We start from the raw sequence: 15,695 nt of genomic DNA on the forward strand, positions 1-15,695 counted from the left end.
TAGAGGGAGTGGTCATCGGTGTGACGCCTTTCGAGTGGGATGTGAGAGTTTCCTCGAAGGAAGATCCCGGTGGCCACGCTGACGTTTACTGGCCGGGATCGTTACACCACTCTACGGGGCACTACTTCCGGGAGGGTATACATGACGCTCCCCGCCGCCGCGTTAGCCCGCCTGGTGCAGCCGCTGCGCACCACCGCAGCGTTGCCCCGCTCGGCCCGTGATCTGCATACTCTGCCCATCGAGGATCGTCCCTGGCGGGTGCACGTGGAAGCTCTGGCTCGCTGCGCTGCCGCGATCGGGGACGCGGCCGACCTACCCGACCGCAGCTTCAACGCGCTGCGGCAGCGGATCAGCACCCTGCTGGGCGAACGCGCGCGCGCGGCCAGCATGCTGCTGGCGCTGGAACCGTTCGCCCCCTACGACTCGAACCGCGCGGACGAACTCCTCGACATCCTCGACCGCCTCCCCGGACAGGTCGCGACCGCTGTCGAGACCGGCGGCGTTGTGCCCGCCGATACCTTGCGCGCCCTGGACGACGCATCCTCCTGGTGGGCGGCTCGAGTCACTCACTGCCCTCCTGGCGGCGCGCTGAGCACTGCATTCGACATGCCGCACGACCCAGTCGACTCGCTCGGAGTGTTCCGCGCGGAACTGGTGCTGCAGCACTATGCGCACCGGGCCGAGCCGCTCCTGCGCCGATTGCTTCCGCACCTGGTCGCCCTCGGCGTCCCGTATGTGACTGATGTACTTGCCGGGATCTCCATCGTTGGACGTCTGCTGGACTGCGAAGACCCGGTATTCGCGTACCTCGCAGTCAACATGCTCACCCGCGGCTACCTAACTGCCGACCCGGTCCTCTCCGGGCAGGTCGAGCAGCAGCTGCGCGCAAGCGAACCCGCGCTGCGGCACACCGAGGAAGCTGTCCGCCGCGCTCTGCACACCGGCGAGACTGCACGGGACGACATGGAGGCCCGCGCGAGCGCGGTCGCCGAGGCATACAAGCGGACGGTGGAAGGCCCGTTCCGCCGGTTCGCCTGGGCGCTGCATTGCCTCCAGGCCGGTCAATGCAGCCAACCGCCCACCCTCGGCCCGCTGCGTGAACAGCTCATGGCCGACGGCGGCACCTTGTCGCAGCTGAGTAGCATCGTCGTCTTGCCCGCCGTGCGCAACAGCGCGACCCACGAGTCACTGGTGTGGGACGGGTTTGCCGACCAGTTCCTCACCCCGGACGGACCGGTCCCGTACGACGACGTGCTTACCGCGCTGTTGGTCGGGTTCTCGTTCACGCAGGGTGCCCTCGCCGGCTTGGCCGCCATACGAGCACTGCAGGCCCCGCGGCCTTCGCCAGTGCTCCCCTCCGCCGAGGAGGAGGGGAGGATGCCGACCGCGGACCGCGTCCGAGGGTTCTTCGGCACCAACCGGCTGCTGCTGGTGGAAGCGCGCCTGAACACCCCGCACGCCCAGTTCCGGGTGCAGCGTCTCGGCATGCCCGACATCAACCCGTGCCTGCAGGCGCTGCTGCTCGCCCGACGACTGCTGCCTCGCACCGAGTCGTTCGCGGTGAGCAGCATCGACTCCGACGGCCCCCTGCTGACCGTCGACGCCGCTGCCCTGGACGCCGCAATGCCCGCCTGGGAGTATGCCGTCTCCCGCCTTGACCAGATGCCGCTCGGCGCGTTCCTGCCCGCCAACTACTCCGCCCGGCTGCAGCTGGAACCGCCCGCCACGGCCCTCCGCGCCGTGGCCTGGATCGCCGCCGACGACGCCGTCGGCGTGATCGACGGCAGCCCGCCGTCCTGGGACCCCGACACCCGCCGGCTGCTCGGCGTCCGGCTGCAGGTTGTCGCCGTCGCCATCGAGAACACCCGCCGGATCATCCCGGCACGCACCGTCCGGCTGGACAGCGTCCACGCGTCCGTGCGGCAGCTGCAGCAGTGGATCGGCACGACCCACCCCGCCGACCCATGGTCGGTCGACGAGCAGCCCGCGCTGCAACGCCTACGCACGCAATGGCGGGCCTGGGGGCCGGTACCCCGTCTGCCCTCCATCCTGGAACCACCCGCGCCTGACGAGATCATCGAGACTCAGCCGCGGCTGCGCGTCGCCGACCCGGTGGAATACGAGAGCTTCTGAACCCGTACACACCGGGCCGCCGCGTCAGGACGACGCTCCGCGGCGCGCCCGCGATCGGCTCGAGGCGGGCCGCGTATCGGCGTAACGTACGAGAGTGCTCGCCGACCACTCCACCCTCCGCACCCCGGTCCGGCCGCCGCTGCCCGAAGACGGCCCCGTGCTCAACGTCGTGGACCTGTTCAGCGGCTGCGGCGGACTCAGCCTCGGCCTCGAACAAGCCGCCACCGACGCCGGCTGCCGCCTAGACATCACCCTCGCCGTCGATTTCGAAGCCGATGCCACCATCGTTTACACCGCCAACTTCCCCGACGCCAACGCGGTGACCGCCGCCGTGGAGTCCTACTTCGACGGCGACCTCGGCGCCCCGGCTACCCCGACCGAACAGGCCACCGCTCAAGCTCACCCCCGCACAGCGATTCTGATGGGCGGCCCACCCTGCCAGGGGCACAGCAACCTCAATAACATCACCCGCCGCCGCGACCCGAAGAACGAGCTGTACGCGAGGATGGCGCGCGCGGCCGAGATCCTCCACCCCGCGTTCGTGATCATCGAGAACGTGCCCTCGGTGCGCCGCGACACCGATCAGGTCGTGCAACGCACCATTGAGCACCTGGAGAGCCTGCACTACACCGTCGCCACCGGCATCGTCAGCCTCCACGCTCTCGGCGTCGCGCAGACCCGTCGCCGACACATCCTCCTCGCCTCCGCAGCCTCCGCGGCACCGGCGCAAACCCTGCTGGACCAGCTACTAGGCAACACCGTTGCTGCGGGCCGCACTCTACGTTGGGCGATTGAGGACCTCGCCGACCTCGCCGACCGTGCCGGCTATGACCGAGTCCCCGTCGCTAACTCCACCAATGTCGCCCGCATGAAGTACCTGCTCGAGAACGACGAGTACGATCTGCCCCCGCACCTGCGGCCGCCGTGCCACCAGACCGCGCACTCCTACAAATCCATGTACGGACGGCTGAACTGGGAGCTGCCGGCGCAGACAATCACCAGCGGGTTCGGCAGCATCGGACAGGGCCGGTACATGCACCCTGACCAGACCCGCGCGCTCACCGCGCACGAAGCGGCGCGAATCCAAGGCTTCCCCGACTACTTCGACTTCACCGCTGTCACCGGTCGTGGAGCGCTGGCCACCATGATCGGCAATGCCGTACCTCCGGCACTGATGCGCGAACTGGGCGCCCTGCTGCTGCCCGCCGCTGCCGCATTTGCCGAGCCAGCTCCGGCGGTTTCCGCTGCGCCACTCGCCGTTGCTCGCGAGCGCGAACTCGTCCCAGCCTGACCGGTCGGGGCAATCGTCACCGGAGCTGGAAACGCAGATACGCACCCGCGTCGGCCTGTGCCTCTAGAGTGCAGATGTGGGGGCAACACCGGTCGACGAATGCGTGGAGGATGCCGTCGCCGACCGCGAACGACAAGGCTTTCTGCACCTGTCCGATCTGCAGCGCCTCATCGACCAGCACCGGCTCGACGGGCAGCAGACCGCGGCCGTTTTCACCGCGCTGCGGGGCCTCGGCGTGCTCGTCGTCGACAATAACCAGGACGACCTGCCCTCAGCCGTCGCGCCCGCCGAGGCGCGCGCCGGACGGGACACCGTCGGCCTGATGCTGCGATCGGCGGGACGGATGAAGCTACTCACTGCGGACGAGGAAGTCTTGCTGGGTCGGCGGATCAGCATCGGACAGCGGATCCTCGCCGCCGACCCACAACCCGCCCCGGGGAGCGACGAAGCTCGTCAGGTCGAGGACGGCCGCCGCGCCCACGATCAGCTGGTGCTCGCCAACTTGCGCCTGGTGGTGTCCATCGCCCGCCGCTACCGGCCGCACGGCATGGACCTGGCCGACCTCATCCAGGAGGGCACCCTCGGGCTGATGCGCGCGGCGGACAAGTTCGACCACACCCTCGGCTACAAGTTCTCTACTTACGCGACGTGGTGGATCCGGCAGGCGATCCAGCGGGGGCTGGCCGACCGGGGCCGGCTGGTCCGGCTGCCGGTGCATGTCGCCGAGAAGCTGGCCCGCGTCACCGCGGTCCGTGAACGGCTGCAGGCCACCCTGGACCGCGAACCCACCCCGGAGGAGATCGCCGCCGACCTCGGCATGGACCCCGGCGACGTGCGAGGACTGTTTGACGCCGGCCGGGAACCGGTCAGCATCGACCAGCGAATCGGGGAGGACGAGGACACGGACCTCGGCGATCTGCTGAACCTATACGCCGAGGATGTCGCCGACGAAGTGGTCCGCACCATCATCCGCGCCCAGATCCGCCACGTCCTGGATGAGATCGACGAAGCGCAGACCGCGTCCGCCAAAGGCGCCACCGCTCATGCTGTGCAGATGCTGAAGCTGCGATACGGGCTAGACGGTGACCGCGAACGTACCCTCGAGGAGATTGGCGACGCGTTCGGGGTTACACGGGAACGGGCACGCCAGATCCTGAACAAGATTCTTGCCTCGCCCCGGCTGCGCGCCGCGCTCAGCCCGCTAACCGACACCGAATGAGAAGGGACCCACGCATGAGCACGGCCCTGGACCCCGACCACCTCTACGCCTCATCGTGGCGGTTCCTGCAATGGATGCATGAGCGCCTGGTCACGGAGGCCCGCGGGGACCACCAGGAACGTCTGGACACCGCACCCCGCAATCGGTTCTGGCTGGGCAGGCTCGCCCCGGAGACGGTGGTGATAACCAGCCCGCTCGGACCCCGCGCCGAGAAGCTGGACCCGTGCGCGATCGGCATCCGGGTCCGACCCGCCACCGATGGCCCCTGGCAGGTGCAGCTTCACGCCGGGTTCCGGTGCTGGCAGAAGCAGACGGACGGCAGCTTCACCAAATCCGCCCCGATCGTCGTCGACGTCGAGGCGACCATCTCCCCCGACGGGCATCTCTCCGACAACGGAGCCACGGCCTTCGAGAAGCAGCTGCTAACGCTGGGTCTAGACGCCCGGCACGCCGAACTGCGCGTGGACGTGGAGACCTGGCGCGACCACACCGAACTGGTCTTCTCCCTCGTCAACGTCAGCGACGCCCCAGACCAGCGGCACCCCGAAACCCACCTTTACGAGACCACACTCTCCGTTGCCGGCCTTCCCTGCGACGAGTTTCAGCTTGAGGCGTTGCCCGACTCGTTCCGCTACGACCGCAGCATCCCCGCGATCGGCATCAACTGTGGGGTCGACACCACCGACGGGGTGTTCACCACTTCTGACGTCATCAGCGTCGACAAGAACCGCCCGTCTTACTGGAACTCCCCGCGCCCTCACCCCGACCTCCGTTTCGACACGCTTGCCGCCGACCCGCTACCACCGGTCCGCGCGCTCATCGACGCTGCCCGGGAGTGGGGCGACATGCACTGGTCCGACGAAGCGCTGCAGCACCGGTCCACGGACTGGTCGCCGGCGATGTGGGACGAGGCCGCCGTCGGACGCGATGACTTCCGGGTTGAGATCGACCGTCTTGAGCAGGGCTACCGAGCGCTGCAGGACGACCCGCACCTGCTCGCCGCGTTCCGCATCGCGTCCGCCGCACTGAAACATTCCGCCGCCGGGAAGTACGACACCTGGCGGCCGTTCCAGATCGGGTTTCTTGTCGCCGCGCTACCCGGCATCATCGATCCGGCCGACGCCGACCACGTCGACACGGTCTGGTTCGCGACTGGGGGAGGCAAGACGGAGACCTACTTGGGACTGCTTGTCACGGCCATCATCTACGACCGGCTCACCGGCAAGACCGACGGCATCACCGCGTGGACCCGGTTCCCGCTGCGCAGCCTGTCGCTGCAACAGACGCAGCGTTTCGCCGACGCGCTGGCCGGCGCGGAACTCCAGCGCCGCGCCCACCACATCGGCGGTGAGCCGATCTCGCTAGGGTTCTTCGTTGGCGCCAGCTCCGTCCCGAACAAGATCGACCCGGAAGACGACCTCGCCCACCACCGCGACGCGGCTGCTCGCTACCAGGTGCTGCTGCGCTGCCCGTTCTGCCAGGACCCGGAACCGCGGATGCGGTTCAACCGGGCGCTGTGGACACTCGACCACATCTGCTCGAATGAGCAGTGCCCGTGGAAGGATGGTCCGCTCCCGTTCCGGGTCGTCGACCAGGAGATCTACCGGTTCCTGCCCACCGTGATCGTCGGCACACTCGACAAAGCGGCGTCCATCGCCATGCAGGGCGCGATGCGCGGCTTCGTCGGCGCCCCCGCTGCTAAGTGCACCCGCCCCGGCCACGGCTATTGCTACGCCGCGCGCAGCAAGACACCCGCCGGCTGTCTGGTGCCCGGCTGCACGGGCCCCCGCGGTCCGCTGCCGATGCCCGCCGAGCGATACGCGCCCCGCTACCGGCTGCAGGACGAACTACACCTATTGCGCGACTCCCTCGGCGCGGTCGACTCCCACTACGAGTCGCTGTTCGACCACCTCCAGCACGCCCTCACCGGCACCCGTGCGAAGATCGTCGCCTCCTCCGCGACCCTCAGCGGCTTCCGCCGGCAGATCGACGTCCTCTACCGGCGGAAGGCGCGGGTGTTCCCGCAGCCCGGGCCCAGCGTCGACGAGTCGTTCTGGTCCGAACCGACAGCTCTCCCCGCCCGTCGCTACGTGGCCGTCGCGCCCCGTGGCGTCACCCTCGAGTTCGTGTCCGACCGGGCGCTGACCACCCTGCAGAAATGCATCCGCGACCTCATCGCCGACCCGGCCGCCATCTGCGACCCGCTCGGCATCCCCGTCGCCCACGCCGACCACCTCGTCGGCCAGTACGGCGTCAACCTGGTCTACGGAAACACCGTCAAGGACGTCGAAGCCGCCCGCCGCTCCGCAGAGACCGAGTTCCCGTTCCCTGTCAACGCCGAGTCCCTCACCGGCGGAACCGGGTTCGACCAGGTCCGCGATGTGCTCGAGCGGCTGGACCGCCCCGAGCCCGACTTCGCCGACCGCATTCATCTGATCGCCGCGTCCAGCATGATTTCCCACGGCGTGGACATCGACCGGCTCAACGTGATGGTCATGAAAGGACTGCCGCTGACCACCGCTGAGTTCATCCAGACCTCTGCCCGGGTCGGCCGCCGCTGGCCTGGCGTGGTGTACGTGCTGCACCGCATCACCCGGGAACGGGAGGTCGCCACCTACGCTCAGTTCCAGAAGTTCATCCTGCAAGGCGACCGGTTCGTCGAACCCATCCCCATCACCCGAGCCAGCCGCCATGTGCTCGCCCTCACCGCCGTCGGGGCCGCCGAAGCCCGCCGCCTCGCCATCCACGAATACCGCTCACCGAAGTCGCTGACCACCGTCCGCGCCGTCCGCGACTACTACGCCGCCGCCGGGATCACTGCCGCGACCGAGACTGTCGCTCTTACCGACGCGCTCGGCATGGACGGGCCGCTCGAAGAGCTGTTGCGCCGTGACATCGCCGAATGGGAGACCGGATTCTTCGACAACCTCAACGACACCGCCACCCAGGCGCAATGGCCCAACCAGCTCTCCCCCAGCGGCCCCGTGATGCGGTCACTGCGGGACGTGGAAGCGGGTATCCCCGTGTACGGAGACGACTGACCATGAGAGAACTGCGCAGCTCCAGCCAGATCCTGTTTTCCCACCTACCCGCGCAGACTGTGGACATCCAGGGCCGCATCTGGAAAGTCGACGGGTGGACCAACCCCGTCGCGATCCCCGTCGACTCAGACGCGATCCGCCGCCGACTGCTGTCCGCCGTCGACATCTGGCGCACAAACAACACCGACAACAATCTCTCCGCGGACCTGCACGCTGGCCGGCCCGTGGAGGTCATCGGCGTAAACCCGGAACAGGGCGTCAAGGTGGACACTTTCCCCAGCGTGTGGCGTTGCGGCACCTGCCGGCGGATCCGCAACCAGCGCGGCCGCTGCGAATGCGGGAGCAGCAGTTGGCGGCAGATGCACTTTGTTGCCTTCCACGACTGCGGATGGGTCGACTCCCCATTCGTACCCCGCTGCCCCGCCCACGGGCAGGTCGCCGTGCGTCACTCCTCAAGCAGCAGCGTCCGCGACCTCGACTTCCACTGCCCGGTCTGCAACCGATCGCTGCCATCCGGACTGGGCGGCGGACGCCCCTGCCCCGCCTGCCATCAGCCGTCAGTGGTGGTCAATGTCCACCGTGCCGCGTCCGTCTATACCGCACACTCGTTCACCATGGTCAACCCCGCCCGCCCTGAGCAGCTGCGGGCGCTGCTGGCCGACGGCGGGAAGGACAAGTGCCTGCGCTGGGTGCTCGCCGACATGCCGACCGACCGACCCGAGAGCCAGGCGCCCACCCGCCAATCCCTGCTGGACACCCTCATCGGTCAGGGACTCGACCCGGCCGTCGCGCAGATCGCCGCGGACTCCGCCGCCGCTGGCGGTGGCCTGGCCGACGCGCCCGCTCCGCTGCCGCTGCAACCGGCGGCCCGTGACGCCGCTGAGACCGGGGCGCTGGAGATCGCGCTGGCCATGTACGAGGGCCGCCGCCGCGCCAGCGGTCTACCGGGTGACCCCGTCGGCGACCAACTGCGTACCCTCTACCAGCACCGCTACCTGCCGGCCATCGCCGCTGCCGGGCTGCTCGACGTCGACCACGTCGACCGCTTCCCGGTGCTGCGCGCCGTCTACGGGTACACGCGGGGCGGCAAACCCGCCGGCGAGACCCGGCTGGTCGCGTTTTCCGGTCGAGGTCGCACCCTCCGGCTGCACGGCGACGCGAACGAGACCGAAGCGCTCTACCTGCGCCTAGACCCAGTGCGGGTCGCGGCATGGCTGCAGCAGCGCGGCCTTCTCCCCGCCGCGCCAGCTGACCCCCGCGCCGCCCGCCTGGCGATCCTCAGCGCGGTCACCATCCCCGCCCGTGGCGATGACGACCGCCAGCCCACCGCTGGCACCGCTCTTCTAACCCTCCTGCACTCCTACGCGCACCGCTTCATCCGCCAGCTCGCGGTACTGGCGGGCCTTGATCGGGAATCCCTCGCGGAATACCTCGTCCCCGAACACCTCGGCGTATTCATCTACGCCTCGAACCGCGGCGATTTCGTCCTTGGCGGCCTGCAATCGGTGTTCGAAACCGAACTGGACAGGGTGCTCGACCTGCAGCTGGACGCGGAGACCCGCTGCCCTCTCGACCCCGGCTGCGACCGCGCCTCCGGCGCCTGCCTGGCCTGCCTTCACCTCGGCGAACCCTCCTGCTCCTACTACAACCGCTTCCTCGACCGGAAGATGCTGTTCGGCAACCGCGGGTACCTTCGCCGGGAACGGGTATGACCTACGGGCTCGTCCCCGGGGTGCCGACCGGAGCGCGGTTCCGCACCCGCCGCGCCCTTTACGATCGGCGCGTACATCACGACATCCGCCAAATCATCTGCGGCGGCCCTGTTCCCGGAATTGGAGCCGAGAGCGTCCTCGCTCCCGCCGGCCGTCCCGACGACCTTGACTTCGGCGGGATCCTCTATCTCACCGGCTCGGGCAACACTCGCGCCGGCCGGGTGATCGCCGACCAATCCCTCACCGGCCTGAATCGCATCCTCGCCGGCAACATCGAGTCCGGCCAACCGGTCCGCCTGATCCGCGAGACCGCAGGTGAGTTCGAGTATGGGGGCCTGTTCGCCGTCGAGGACGCCTACCTGCGCGACGGCGTCGACGGGCACATCATCTGCCAATTCCGACTGCGGCAGATGCAGCCCGCCGCCGAACCGGACCGACCGGTGATCGCCGGCCATATACAGCGCGCCCTGGTCACCCACTACCGTTTGGTCCGTGATGCTGCTGTCCCTGCCCGGGTGAAAGCGCTTTACGACCACCACTGCCAGATCTGCGGGATTCGGATCCAGACCCTCGCCGGCGCCTATAGCGAAGGCGCCCATCTGGTGCCCCTGGGAGGCGGCAGCGACGGTCCCGACACCGACGCAAACGTGCTCTGTCTATGCCCGAACCACCACATCATGCTTGACCACGGCGCACTCGCCCTCACAGACGACTGGGCGGTGATCGACCGCGACGGGCGCCGCACAGGCGAACTCACCCGGCACCCCGACCACCATCTTGACCCTGCTCACGCTCGTCAGCACAGACGGCTCTTCGGTTTCCCGGATTCTCCTGTTGGTTCTGACTTGCCCCGAGTAGAGCTGACGTAATCAAGTGCGATGCTTCGCGGTGCCAGCTTCCGCATAGCGGCATGAATCGCTCGATGGCGCGGCTGGTCTGCGTCGCTGGTAAGACGCGGTCGTGGTTGCCTGCAACGAGGAGGCGGCGTCCGTGAAGCTGCGCAGTTAGTGCGGGTGAATAGGCGATCGGTCCGAGCGCGAGATCGCCCGGGTGCAGGACGATATCGTCGGCTCCGGCCGTCTGGTTCCACCGCCGGACGAGCTCGGCATCCGTCTCGTCGACTGTTGTGAACGGGCGGTCGGCGAACTGGATGATTCGTGCGTGGCTGAAGTGCGTATCCGAGGTGATGGAGTCGACCTGATCGAAGTCGAAATGCGGAGTACTCAGGCATCATCGAGATCGTCGTCCATGTCGAACGCGCGCAGCAGCGTGCGTTCGGCTTTCGTCACGGGCTCAGGCGGAAGCGCGTCCGCCTCACGATGAAGCTGCTGGAGCAGCTCTTTGATCTCGTTGCGGTGCTCGTCTCGCCACGCGCGGAGCGCGGGGTCGCGGAGGAGACCCGACTCCTCACTGCCCTTGTATCCGAGCAGAAGTTCGGAGTCGACCACTGCCGCCAAGACGCGGGCGTCTACCGAGCTGTCTGTGCGCAGAATTGCGATCCGGGTTGGTGCGTCGTAGCCCGAGACATCCACGCGGTATCGCTGGATGTCGCCGTACTCGGTCTGCTCAGTCCTGATGTGCGTCACGGCGACGGAGCGGCCGCCGACAAGCACCTCGCGCATGTCCCCTCCTTGAACAGAACCGGCCACTTTACTCGGTTCCATCGGTGCCGCTCAGCGCCGCTGGATCGATGCGACCAGGCCTCACGATGTCGTCGTGCCCGGGGAGGAACGAGATCGTGCCGAGGCGGCACCAGTAGCTGATGAGCCAGCGGTGGAGGAGGTCGAGCTGCTCATGGCGCTCAAGGAGAGTTCGCCCGGGGTCGTCGATCGCATCGTCCCAGTCGTCGACCTCGAAGACGGCGCCGATCAGTTCTGCGCAGGTGGGTCCGGTGCCGTGCGAGTCCCACCACGCGCGGGTCAGGAGGCCGGCTTGGTTTGCCGTCGCGGTACCGCCCGGCTCATCGATTGTTCCGAGGAGCGCACCGAAATAGGGATCCTCGACCGCGGTCGCGAAGGACTCATACCGATCTTCACCGACGCCCATGTATGCAGGATGCCATACCAATTAGGCGAAGCCATGGCCTTCGCTCGTGCCGCCCTGGCTACTTGGATGACTGCTCGGTCGGCCACTGACGCGCATACGTCCCAGCGGCGAGGGCATCAGCGTCCGCTTCCAGACGCAGCGCGTACTCCCAAGTGGGATGGATCTCGCGCTCGTAGATCGCAACTCGGTCGGAGGTCGCCTCGCCAGTTCGCCGGATAAACCCCCCGCGTTTGAGTCGCATCAGCAGAGTGTGCACGGTACTGGTGGGGAATCCGGTGGCGGCGACCAAGCCGGGCGTTGAGAATCGACCGTCCTCCGAACGGGCGATCTCGGCCATGAGCGCGAGCATGTGGTTGCTGCCGAAGACGATCTTCGACAGCTCCACGTTCTGCTCAGTCGTCATGACGTCCATTGCCAGATTTTCTCACGGGCACTCTGGTTTCGTCGCGGCGACCCGATTTCAGGTCGGCGCCGCGAGTGAGGGCCCTGTTGTGTATCTCACGTAGGTAACACCTAGTGAATGCGACATTCACTATAGGGCGAGCAGCGTGGGTCCGATCTGCTCGTGTCGGCTTGCAACACCGGCCGCCACGTGCGAACCTCAATGTTGGAATACGCGATCCGCGGATGCCAACAGATTGGAGGGGCTGCTGTGAATCACACACGCTTTACCCTTCGAGCCGACGGTGACCGGCTCAAGGGCGGGTTACTCCATGATCTCGACGCTCGAGATGTCTTCGCGGCCGAGCCGCGACGGACGTTCCGCTGGCACCGTGGGCAGCGTCACTATCCCGGACGCTACTGGTCAGCGACGACCGGAAACTTCGTCGGCTACGAGAGTCGGCTGGAGCTCGCGGTGCTGCTGCTCGAAGACTTCGATCAGCGCGTCGTCCGCATCGCATCGCAGCCGTTCGAGCTGATCGCCGACCGTGACGGTACGCAGCGAAGCTACGTGCCGGACTACATGATCGAGCACCGCGACCAGCGTTTCACGGTTATCGAGGTCAAGCCCAGGCGGCGGCTGGAGGACCCTGAGATCGCGGGCGCACTCGAGTGGGCCGGCCAGATCATCCAGTCGCGCGGCTGGGGATACCGGATTGTCACCGAGCCCGACCCTGCGCTCCTCTCCAACGTGCGCTTCCTCGCCGGGTATCGACGCGCGTGGCAGTTCCCAGGACGTGACGTTGACGCTGCCACCGCTTCCACAGTGGGGGCGCGCACTCTCGGCGAAGCATTCCGGTCGGCCGGCTCAACTCTTGACGACATCGCGTACGCGCGCGCCGCCGTCCTCCACCTTCTCTGGCGCCATTTGATCCAGTGCGACCTGACGTCCGTCCTCGAGATCGATACCGCAGTGGAGACACGGTGAGCAACACTTTCGATGTCCGCGTGGGCAGCACCGTGTCATTCGACGGGTTCCTCTGTACCGTCATCGAGATCGCCGGCGACGCTGTCGTGCTCGTTGACGGCACCAAGAAGACCCGTCGAGTGCGCCTCGTAGAGCTTCTCCGCGACGCGAGCAACGTGTCCGGGGCTCCGTCCGCCGAACCGGCTCTTGCTCCGTTGGCCCTCGCGTGGGCGGACGCGACAGACGAGCAACGCGACGAGGCGCGGCGGAAAGCGGAGCACGTCCGCGAGTTGCGTACGGGATTCGTGTCCGGGATGCCGAAGCTCGCCCTGCCGCACGAACCACGAGCGGAGTACGACGCACAGCTCGCTGACATCCACGAGAGACGACGGTCGAAGGCCGCCGAGCTTGGCATCACCGTCAAGACGCTGAAGCGGTGGGAAGAGCGCTTCGACGAGGGAGAGGACCTCGCCCTTCTCGACTTCCGCAAGACCGCCTGGACGCCCGCTCTCTCCGGGCTCGATCCGCGCTGGGTCGACATGTGCCGACGCGTTGTCGAGGAGAACGTCCGCGGAGCCAAACGCACCGTGACAGCCACGCTGGCGATCGTGCTCGCGCGCCTGAAGCGCGACTACCCGGGCGATGACGTGCGAATCCCGTCAGATTCCGCCGCGCGCGCCGCGGTCGCTGAACTGACGCGGGGGAAAGGCACGTTCGGAGCCAGCATGCGCGCCCAACGCTCGATCGAAACGCGACCTCCCGTGCCGTACGGACGGTTAGTTGCCACGCGGCCCGGCGAGTACGTCGTCCTCGACACCACGCCGCTCAACGTGTTCGGCGTCGCGCCGGTCACGGGAAAGTGGATGCCCGCTGAGCTGACCGTGGCCCTCGACCTGTACGACAGATCCATCCTCGGACTCCGCCTCGCGCCGGTCTCGACCAAGGCGGTCGACGTCGCGGGCGTGCTCATGGAGGCCCTCGCGCCACGGGAGCTGCCGGCGGAGTGGGGCGAGCGAGCCTCTTGGCCGTTCCATGGGGTACCGGAGAACATCGTGATCGACGTCGAGAACCTCAAAGCTCTGCGGTTCCGTCGGCCCGGCATCCTTCCCGACACGATCATCATCGACCACGGCAAGCCGTTCATGTCGATCCACGTCGCGAGCGTGTGTCAGCGGCTGGGGATCTCCATACAGCCGGCGCACGTGTACACGGGCACCGACAAGGCGTGGGTGGAGCGCTGGTTCCGCACAATCGACGAGATGCTGCAAGAGCTCCCCGGCTACAAGGGCAAAGACATCGCTTCCCGGGGTGCGGCACCCGAGAGCGAAGCGGTCTACACGATCCCGCAGCTCGAGCAGATCATCCGCGAGTGGATCGCGACGGTCTATCACCTTCGGCCGCACGGTGGACTCGTCGACTCACAGCTACCCGCGGCGAAGATGAGCCCCGCCCAGAAGTTCGAACAGGGCATCGCAGTAGCCGGCCGCATCCGCGTCCCGACCAACCCCAACCTGCTGCTCGAAATGCTCCCGGTGGTGAAGCGCAAGTTCAATCACTATGGCGTGGAAATCGGCACGCTCCGTTACAACGGCGACATCGTGGGGAAGTACTACGACCGGTCACGTGCGATGGCGAAGGACAAGCGGAAGTGGCAATTCTCTGTTAACCCCGACGACTTCTCGCAGATCTACTTCAACGACCCAGACGACAACTCCTGGCACGTGCTCCGCTGGGAGCACGCGCCGAAAGTGCCGGTTCCGTTCAGCCTTGATGCCCTCGAATACGCAAAGGGGGTCGCCCTCGACCGCCGCAACGGGGTGAACGTGTCCGAGGCGCTCGGCCAGCTCCTGGAGCGATGGGGCGCGGGTCGTGCGAGCACGGCCGCGGAGAAACGCATCAGCGCCCGGCTCGCCGCTCAACTGTCTGAGACGAGCGACGGGCCCGACAGCCCGTTCTTCCCGCACATCGCGAAGCAGATCGCGCAACAAGTCGCGGGCCCGGACCTGAGCGACGAGCTGGGACTGGTGCCCTTGGCGCAGCCCTCCGCGAGCGAGAAGCACGATCCGCTCGCACTCAGCGCCGCGGAGCTCGTGGGCGAAGACCTCGATGACTTCGACCTCCTGGAGGACCTGTGATCCTTCCCCTTGAACGGGATCAGTTGCTCTCACGGTGGGAGGGGTGGAGAGACTTCGCCGAAGCGCCTCCGCTCGAGAAGCCCGAACGGCTGTCGATGAAGCAGCTCGACGAATTCGGCGAGGATGCGAGGATCGAGTACGACTACCACCGTGAGCGATACCACGCGAACTTCCTGGTGAAGACGCCACAGGTCGAGAGACTGAACGTTCGTCTTTGGGACCTGCTCGACGCGAACCAGCAGGGGCCGTCGCGGGTGAAGGGAGCTGCGGTCGTCGACTCGCCTCCGGGCCTGGGCAAGACCACCGCCGTGGATGCGTTCGGGCGCGCGTTCCATAAGCGGCAGATCACGCGCCACGGCACCGCCTTCGATGAAGGGCAGACGATCCACATTCCTGTCTGCCGGGTGGCATTCACGGGAAACACCACCACGCGTGCCCTCAACGAGGCCATCCTGAACTTCTACAACCATCCGTCCGCCGACGCGTCGAAGAGTCGGTACCTCCGCAACCGCAACCTGGCAGCGCTTGCGGCTGAATCGGTGCGCCGTCACGGGACGCGGCTGATCATCGTCGACGACGTGCACTTCCTGAAGATCCATACGGACGAAGGTGTTGCGCTGGCCAACGAACTCAAGTGGCTAGCTGTACTGACCAGGGACGTTGATCGTTAGACAAGTGCCCACTTGTCACACAAAGAAGCGCTTGTCTATAGTGTGGGTATGACAGTTTCACTGGATGTTGCCATGCCGCGCACGGACCTGTCGGCGCGG

The 15,695-nt window shown here is 67.2% G+C and carries 12 protein-coding genes; 9 read left to right on the top strand and 3 right to left on the bottom strand.

The features are described 5' to 3' along the window. Nucleotides 1-141 precede the first annotated feature (141 nt). The 6 genes from NH287_RS13150 (at nucleotide 142) to NH287_RS13175 (ending at nucleotide 10,265) form a co-directional block, all read left to right on the top strand. A complete protein-coding gene (locus tag NH287_RS13150; protein WP_253035970.1) occupies nucleotides 142-2,133 on the top strand; it encodes a hypothetical protein in 1,992 nt (663 codons plus the stop codon). Nucleotides 2,134-2,227: 94 nt separating this feature from the next. Further along, entirely contained in the window at nucleotides 2,228-3,424 is a 1,197-nt protein-coding gene (locus NH287_RS13155) for a DNA cytosine methyltransferase (RefSeq protein WP_253035971.1), read from the top strand. Nucleotides 3,425-3,500: 76 nt separating this feature from the next. Further along, a complete protein-coding gene (locus NH287_RS13160) occupies nucleotides 3,501-4,643 on the top strand; it encodes a sigma-70 family RNA polymerase sigma factor (RefSeq protein ID WP_253035972.1) in 1,143 nt (380 codons plus the stop codon). 14 nt (nucleotides 4,644-4,657) lie between these two features. Then, nucleotides 4,658-7,684 carry a helicase-related protein gene (locus NH287_RS13165; RefSeq protein ID WP_253035973.1) on the top strand — a complete coding sequence of 1,009 codons (3,027 nt, stop codon included), beginning with the start codon at nucleotides 4,658-4,660 and terminating at the stop codon, nucleotides 7,682-7,684. Nucleotides 7,685-7,686: 2 nt separating this feature from the next. Next, nucleotides 7,687-9,396, top strand: coding sequence for a hypothetical protein (locus NH287_RS13170; protein WP_253035974.1), 1,710 nt, complete (start codon nucleotides 7,687-7,689; stop codon nucleotides 9,394-9,396). Next, a complete protein-coding gene (locus NH287_RS13175) occupies nucleotides 9,393-10,265 on the top strand; it encodes a YDG/SRA domain-containing protein (protein WP_253035975.1) in 873 nt (290 codons plus the stop codon). The genes NH287_RS13170 and NH287_RS13175 overlap by 4 nt, the downstream gene beginning before the upstream one ends. Nucleotides 10,266-10,619: 354 nt before the next feature. On the opposite strand, the gene NH287_RS13180 is transcribed toward NH287_RS13175, so the two are convergent. Genes NH287_RS13180 through NH287_RS13190 form a run of 3 tightly spaced genes read right to left on the bottom strand, consistent with a single transcriptional unit; the run spans nucleotide 10,620 to nucleotide 11,854 of the window. Further along, entirely contained in the window at nucleotides 10,620-11,018 is a 399-nt protein-coding gene (locus tag NH287_RS13180) for a hypothetical protein (RefSeq protein ID WP_253035976.1), read from the bottom strand. Nucleotides 11,019-11,046: 28 nt separating this feature from the next. Beyond that, nucleotides 11,047-11,442, bottom strand: a complete 396-nt coding sequence (locus NH287_RS13185) for a hypothetical protein (protein ID WP_253035977.1) — start codon at nucleotides 11,440-11,442, stop codon at nucleotides 11,047-11,049. Nucleotides 11,443-11,500: 58 nt separating this feature from the next. Then, nucleotides 11,501-11,854, bottom strand: a complete 354-nt coding sequence (locus NH287_RS13190; protein ID WP_253035978.1) for a hypothetical protein — start codon at nucleotides 11,852-11,854, stop codon at nucleotides 11,501-11,503. Between the two features lie 240 nt (nucleotides 11,855-12,094). On the opposite strand from NH287_RS13190, the gene NH287_RS13195 reads away from it, so the two are divergent. The 3 genes from NH287_RS13195 (at nucleotide 12,095) to NH287_RS13205 (ending at nucleotide 15,596) form a co-directional block, all read left to right on the top strand. After that, entirely contained in the window at nucleotides 12,095-12,811 is a 717-nt protein-coding gene (locus tag NH287_RS13195) for a TnsA-like heteromeric transposase endonuclease subunit (RefSeq protein WP_253035979.1), read from the top strand. 20 nt (nucleotides 12,812-12,831) lie between these two features. Beyond that, entirely contained in the window at nucleotides 12,832-14,925 is a 2,094-nt protein-coding gene (locus NH287_RS13200) for a hypothetical protein (RefSeq protein WP_253035980.1), read from the top strand. Nucleotides 14,926-15,020: 95 nt separating this feature from the next. Further along, nucleotides 15,021-15,596 (top strand): ATP-binding protein, encoded by a 576-nt coding sequence (locus tag NH287_RS13205; RefSeq protein WP_253035981.1) that lies wholly within the window; start codon nucleotides 15,021-15,023, stop codon nucleotides 15,594-15,596. Nucleotides 15,597-15,695: the final 99 nt, after the last annotated feature.

This window comes from Microbacterium sp. CnD16-F (genome assembly GCF_024124465.1).
Taxonomy (GTDB): Bacteria; Actinomycetota; Actinomycetes; order Actinomycetales; family Microbacteriaceae; genus Microbacterium; species Microbacterium gawkjiense.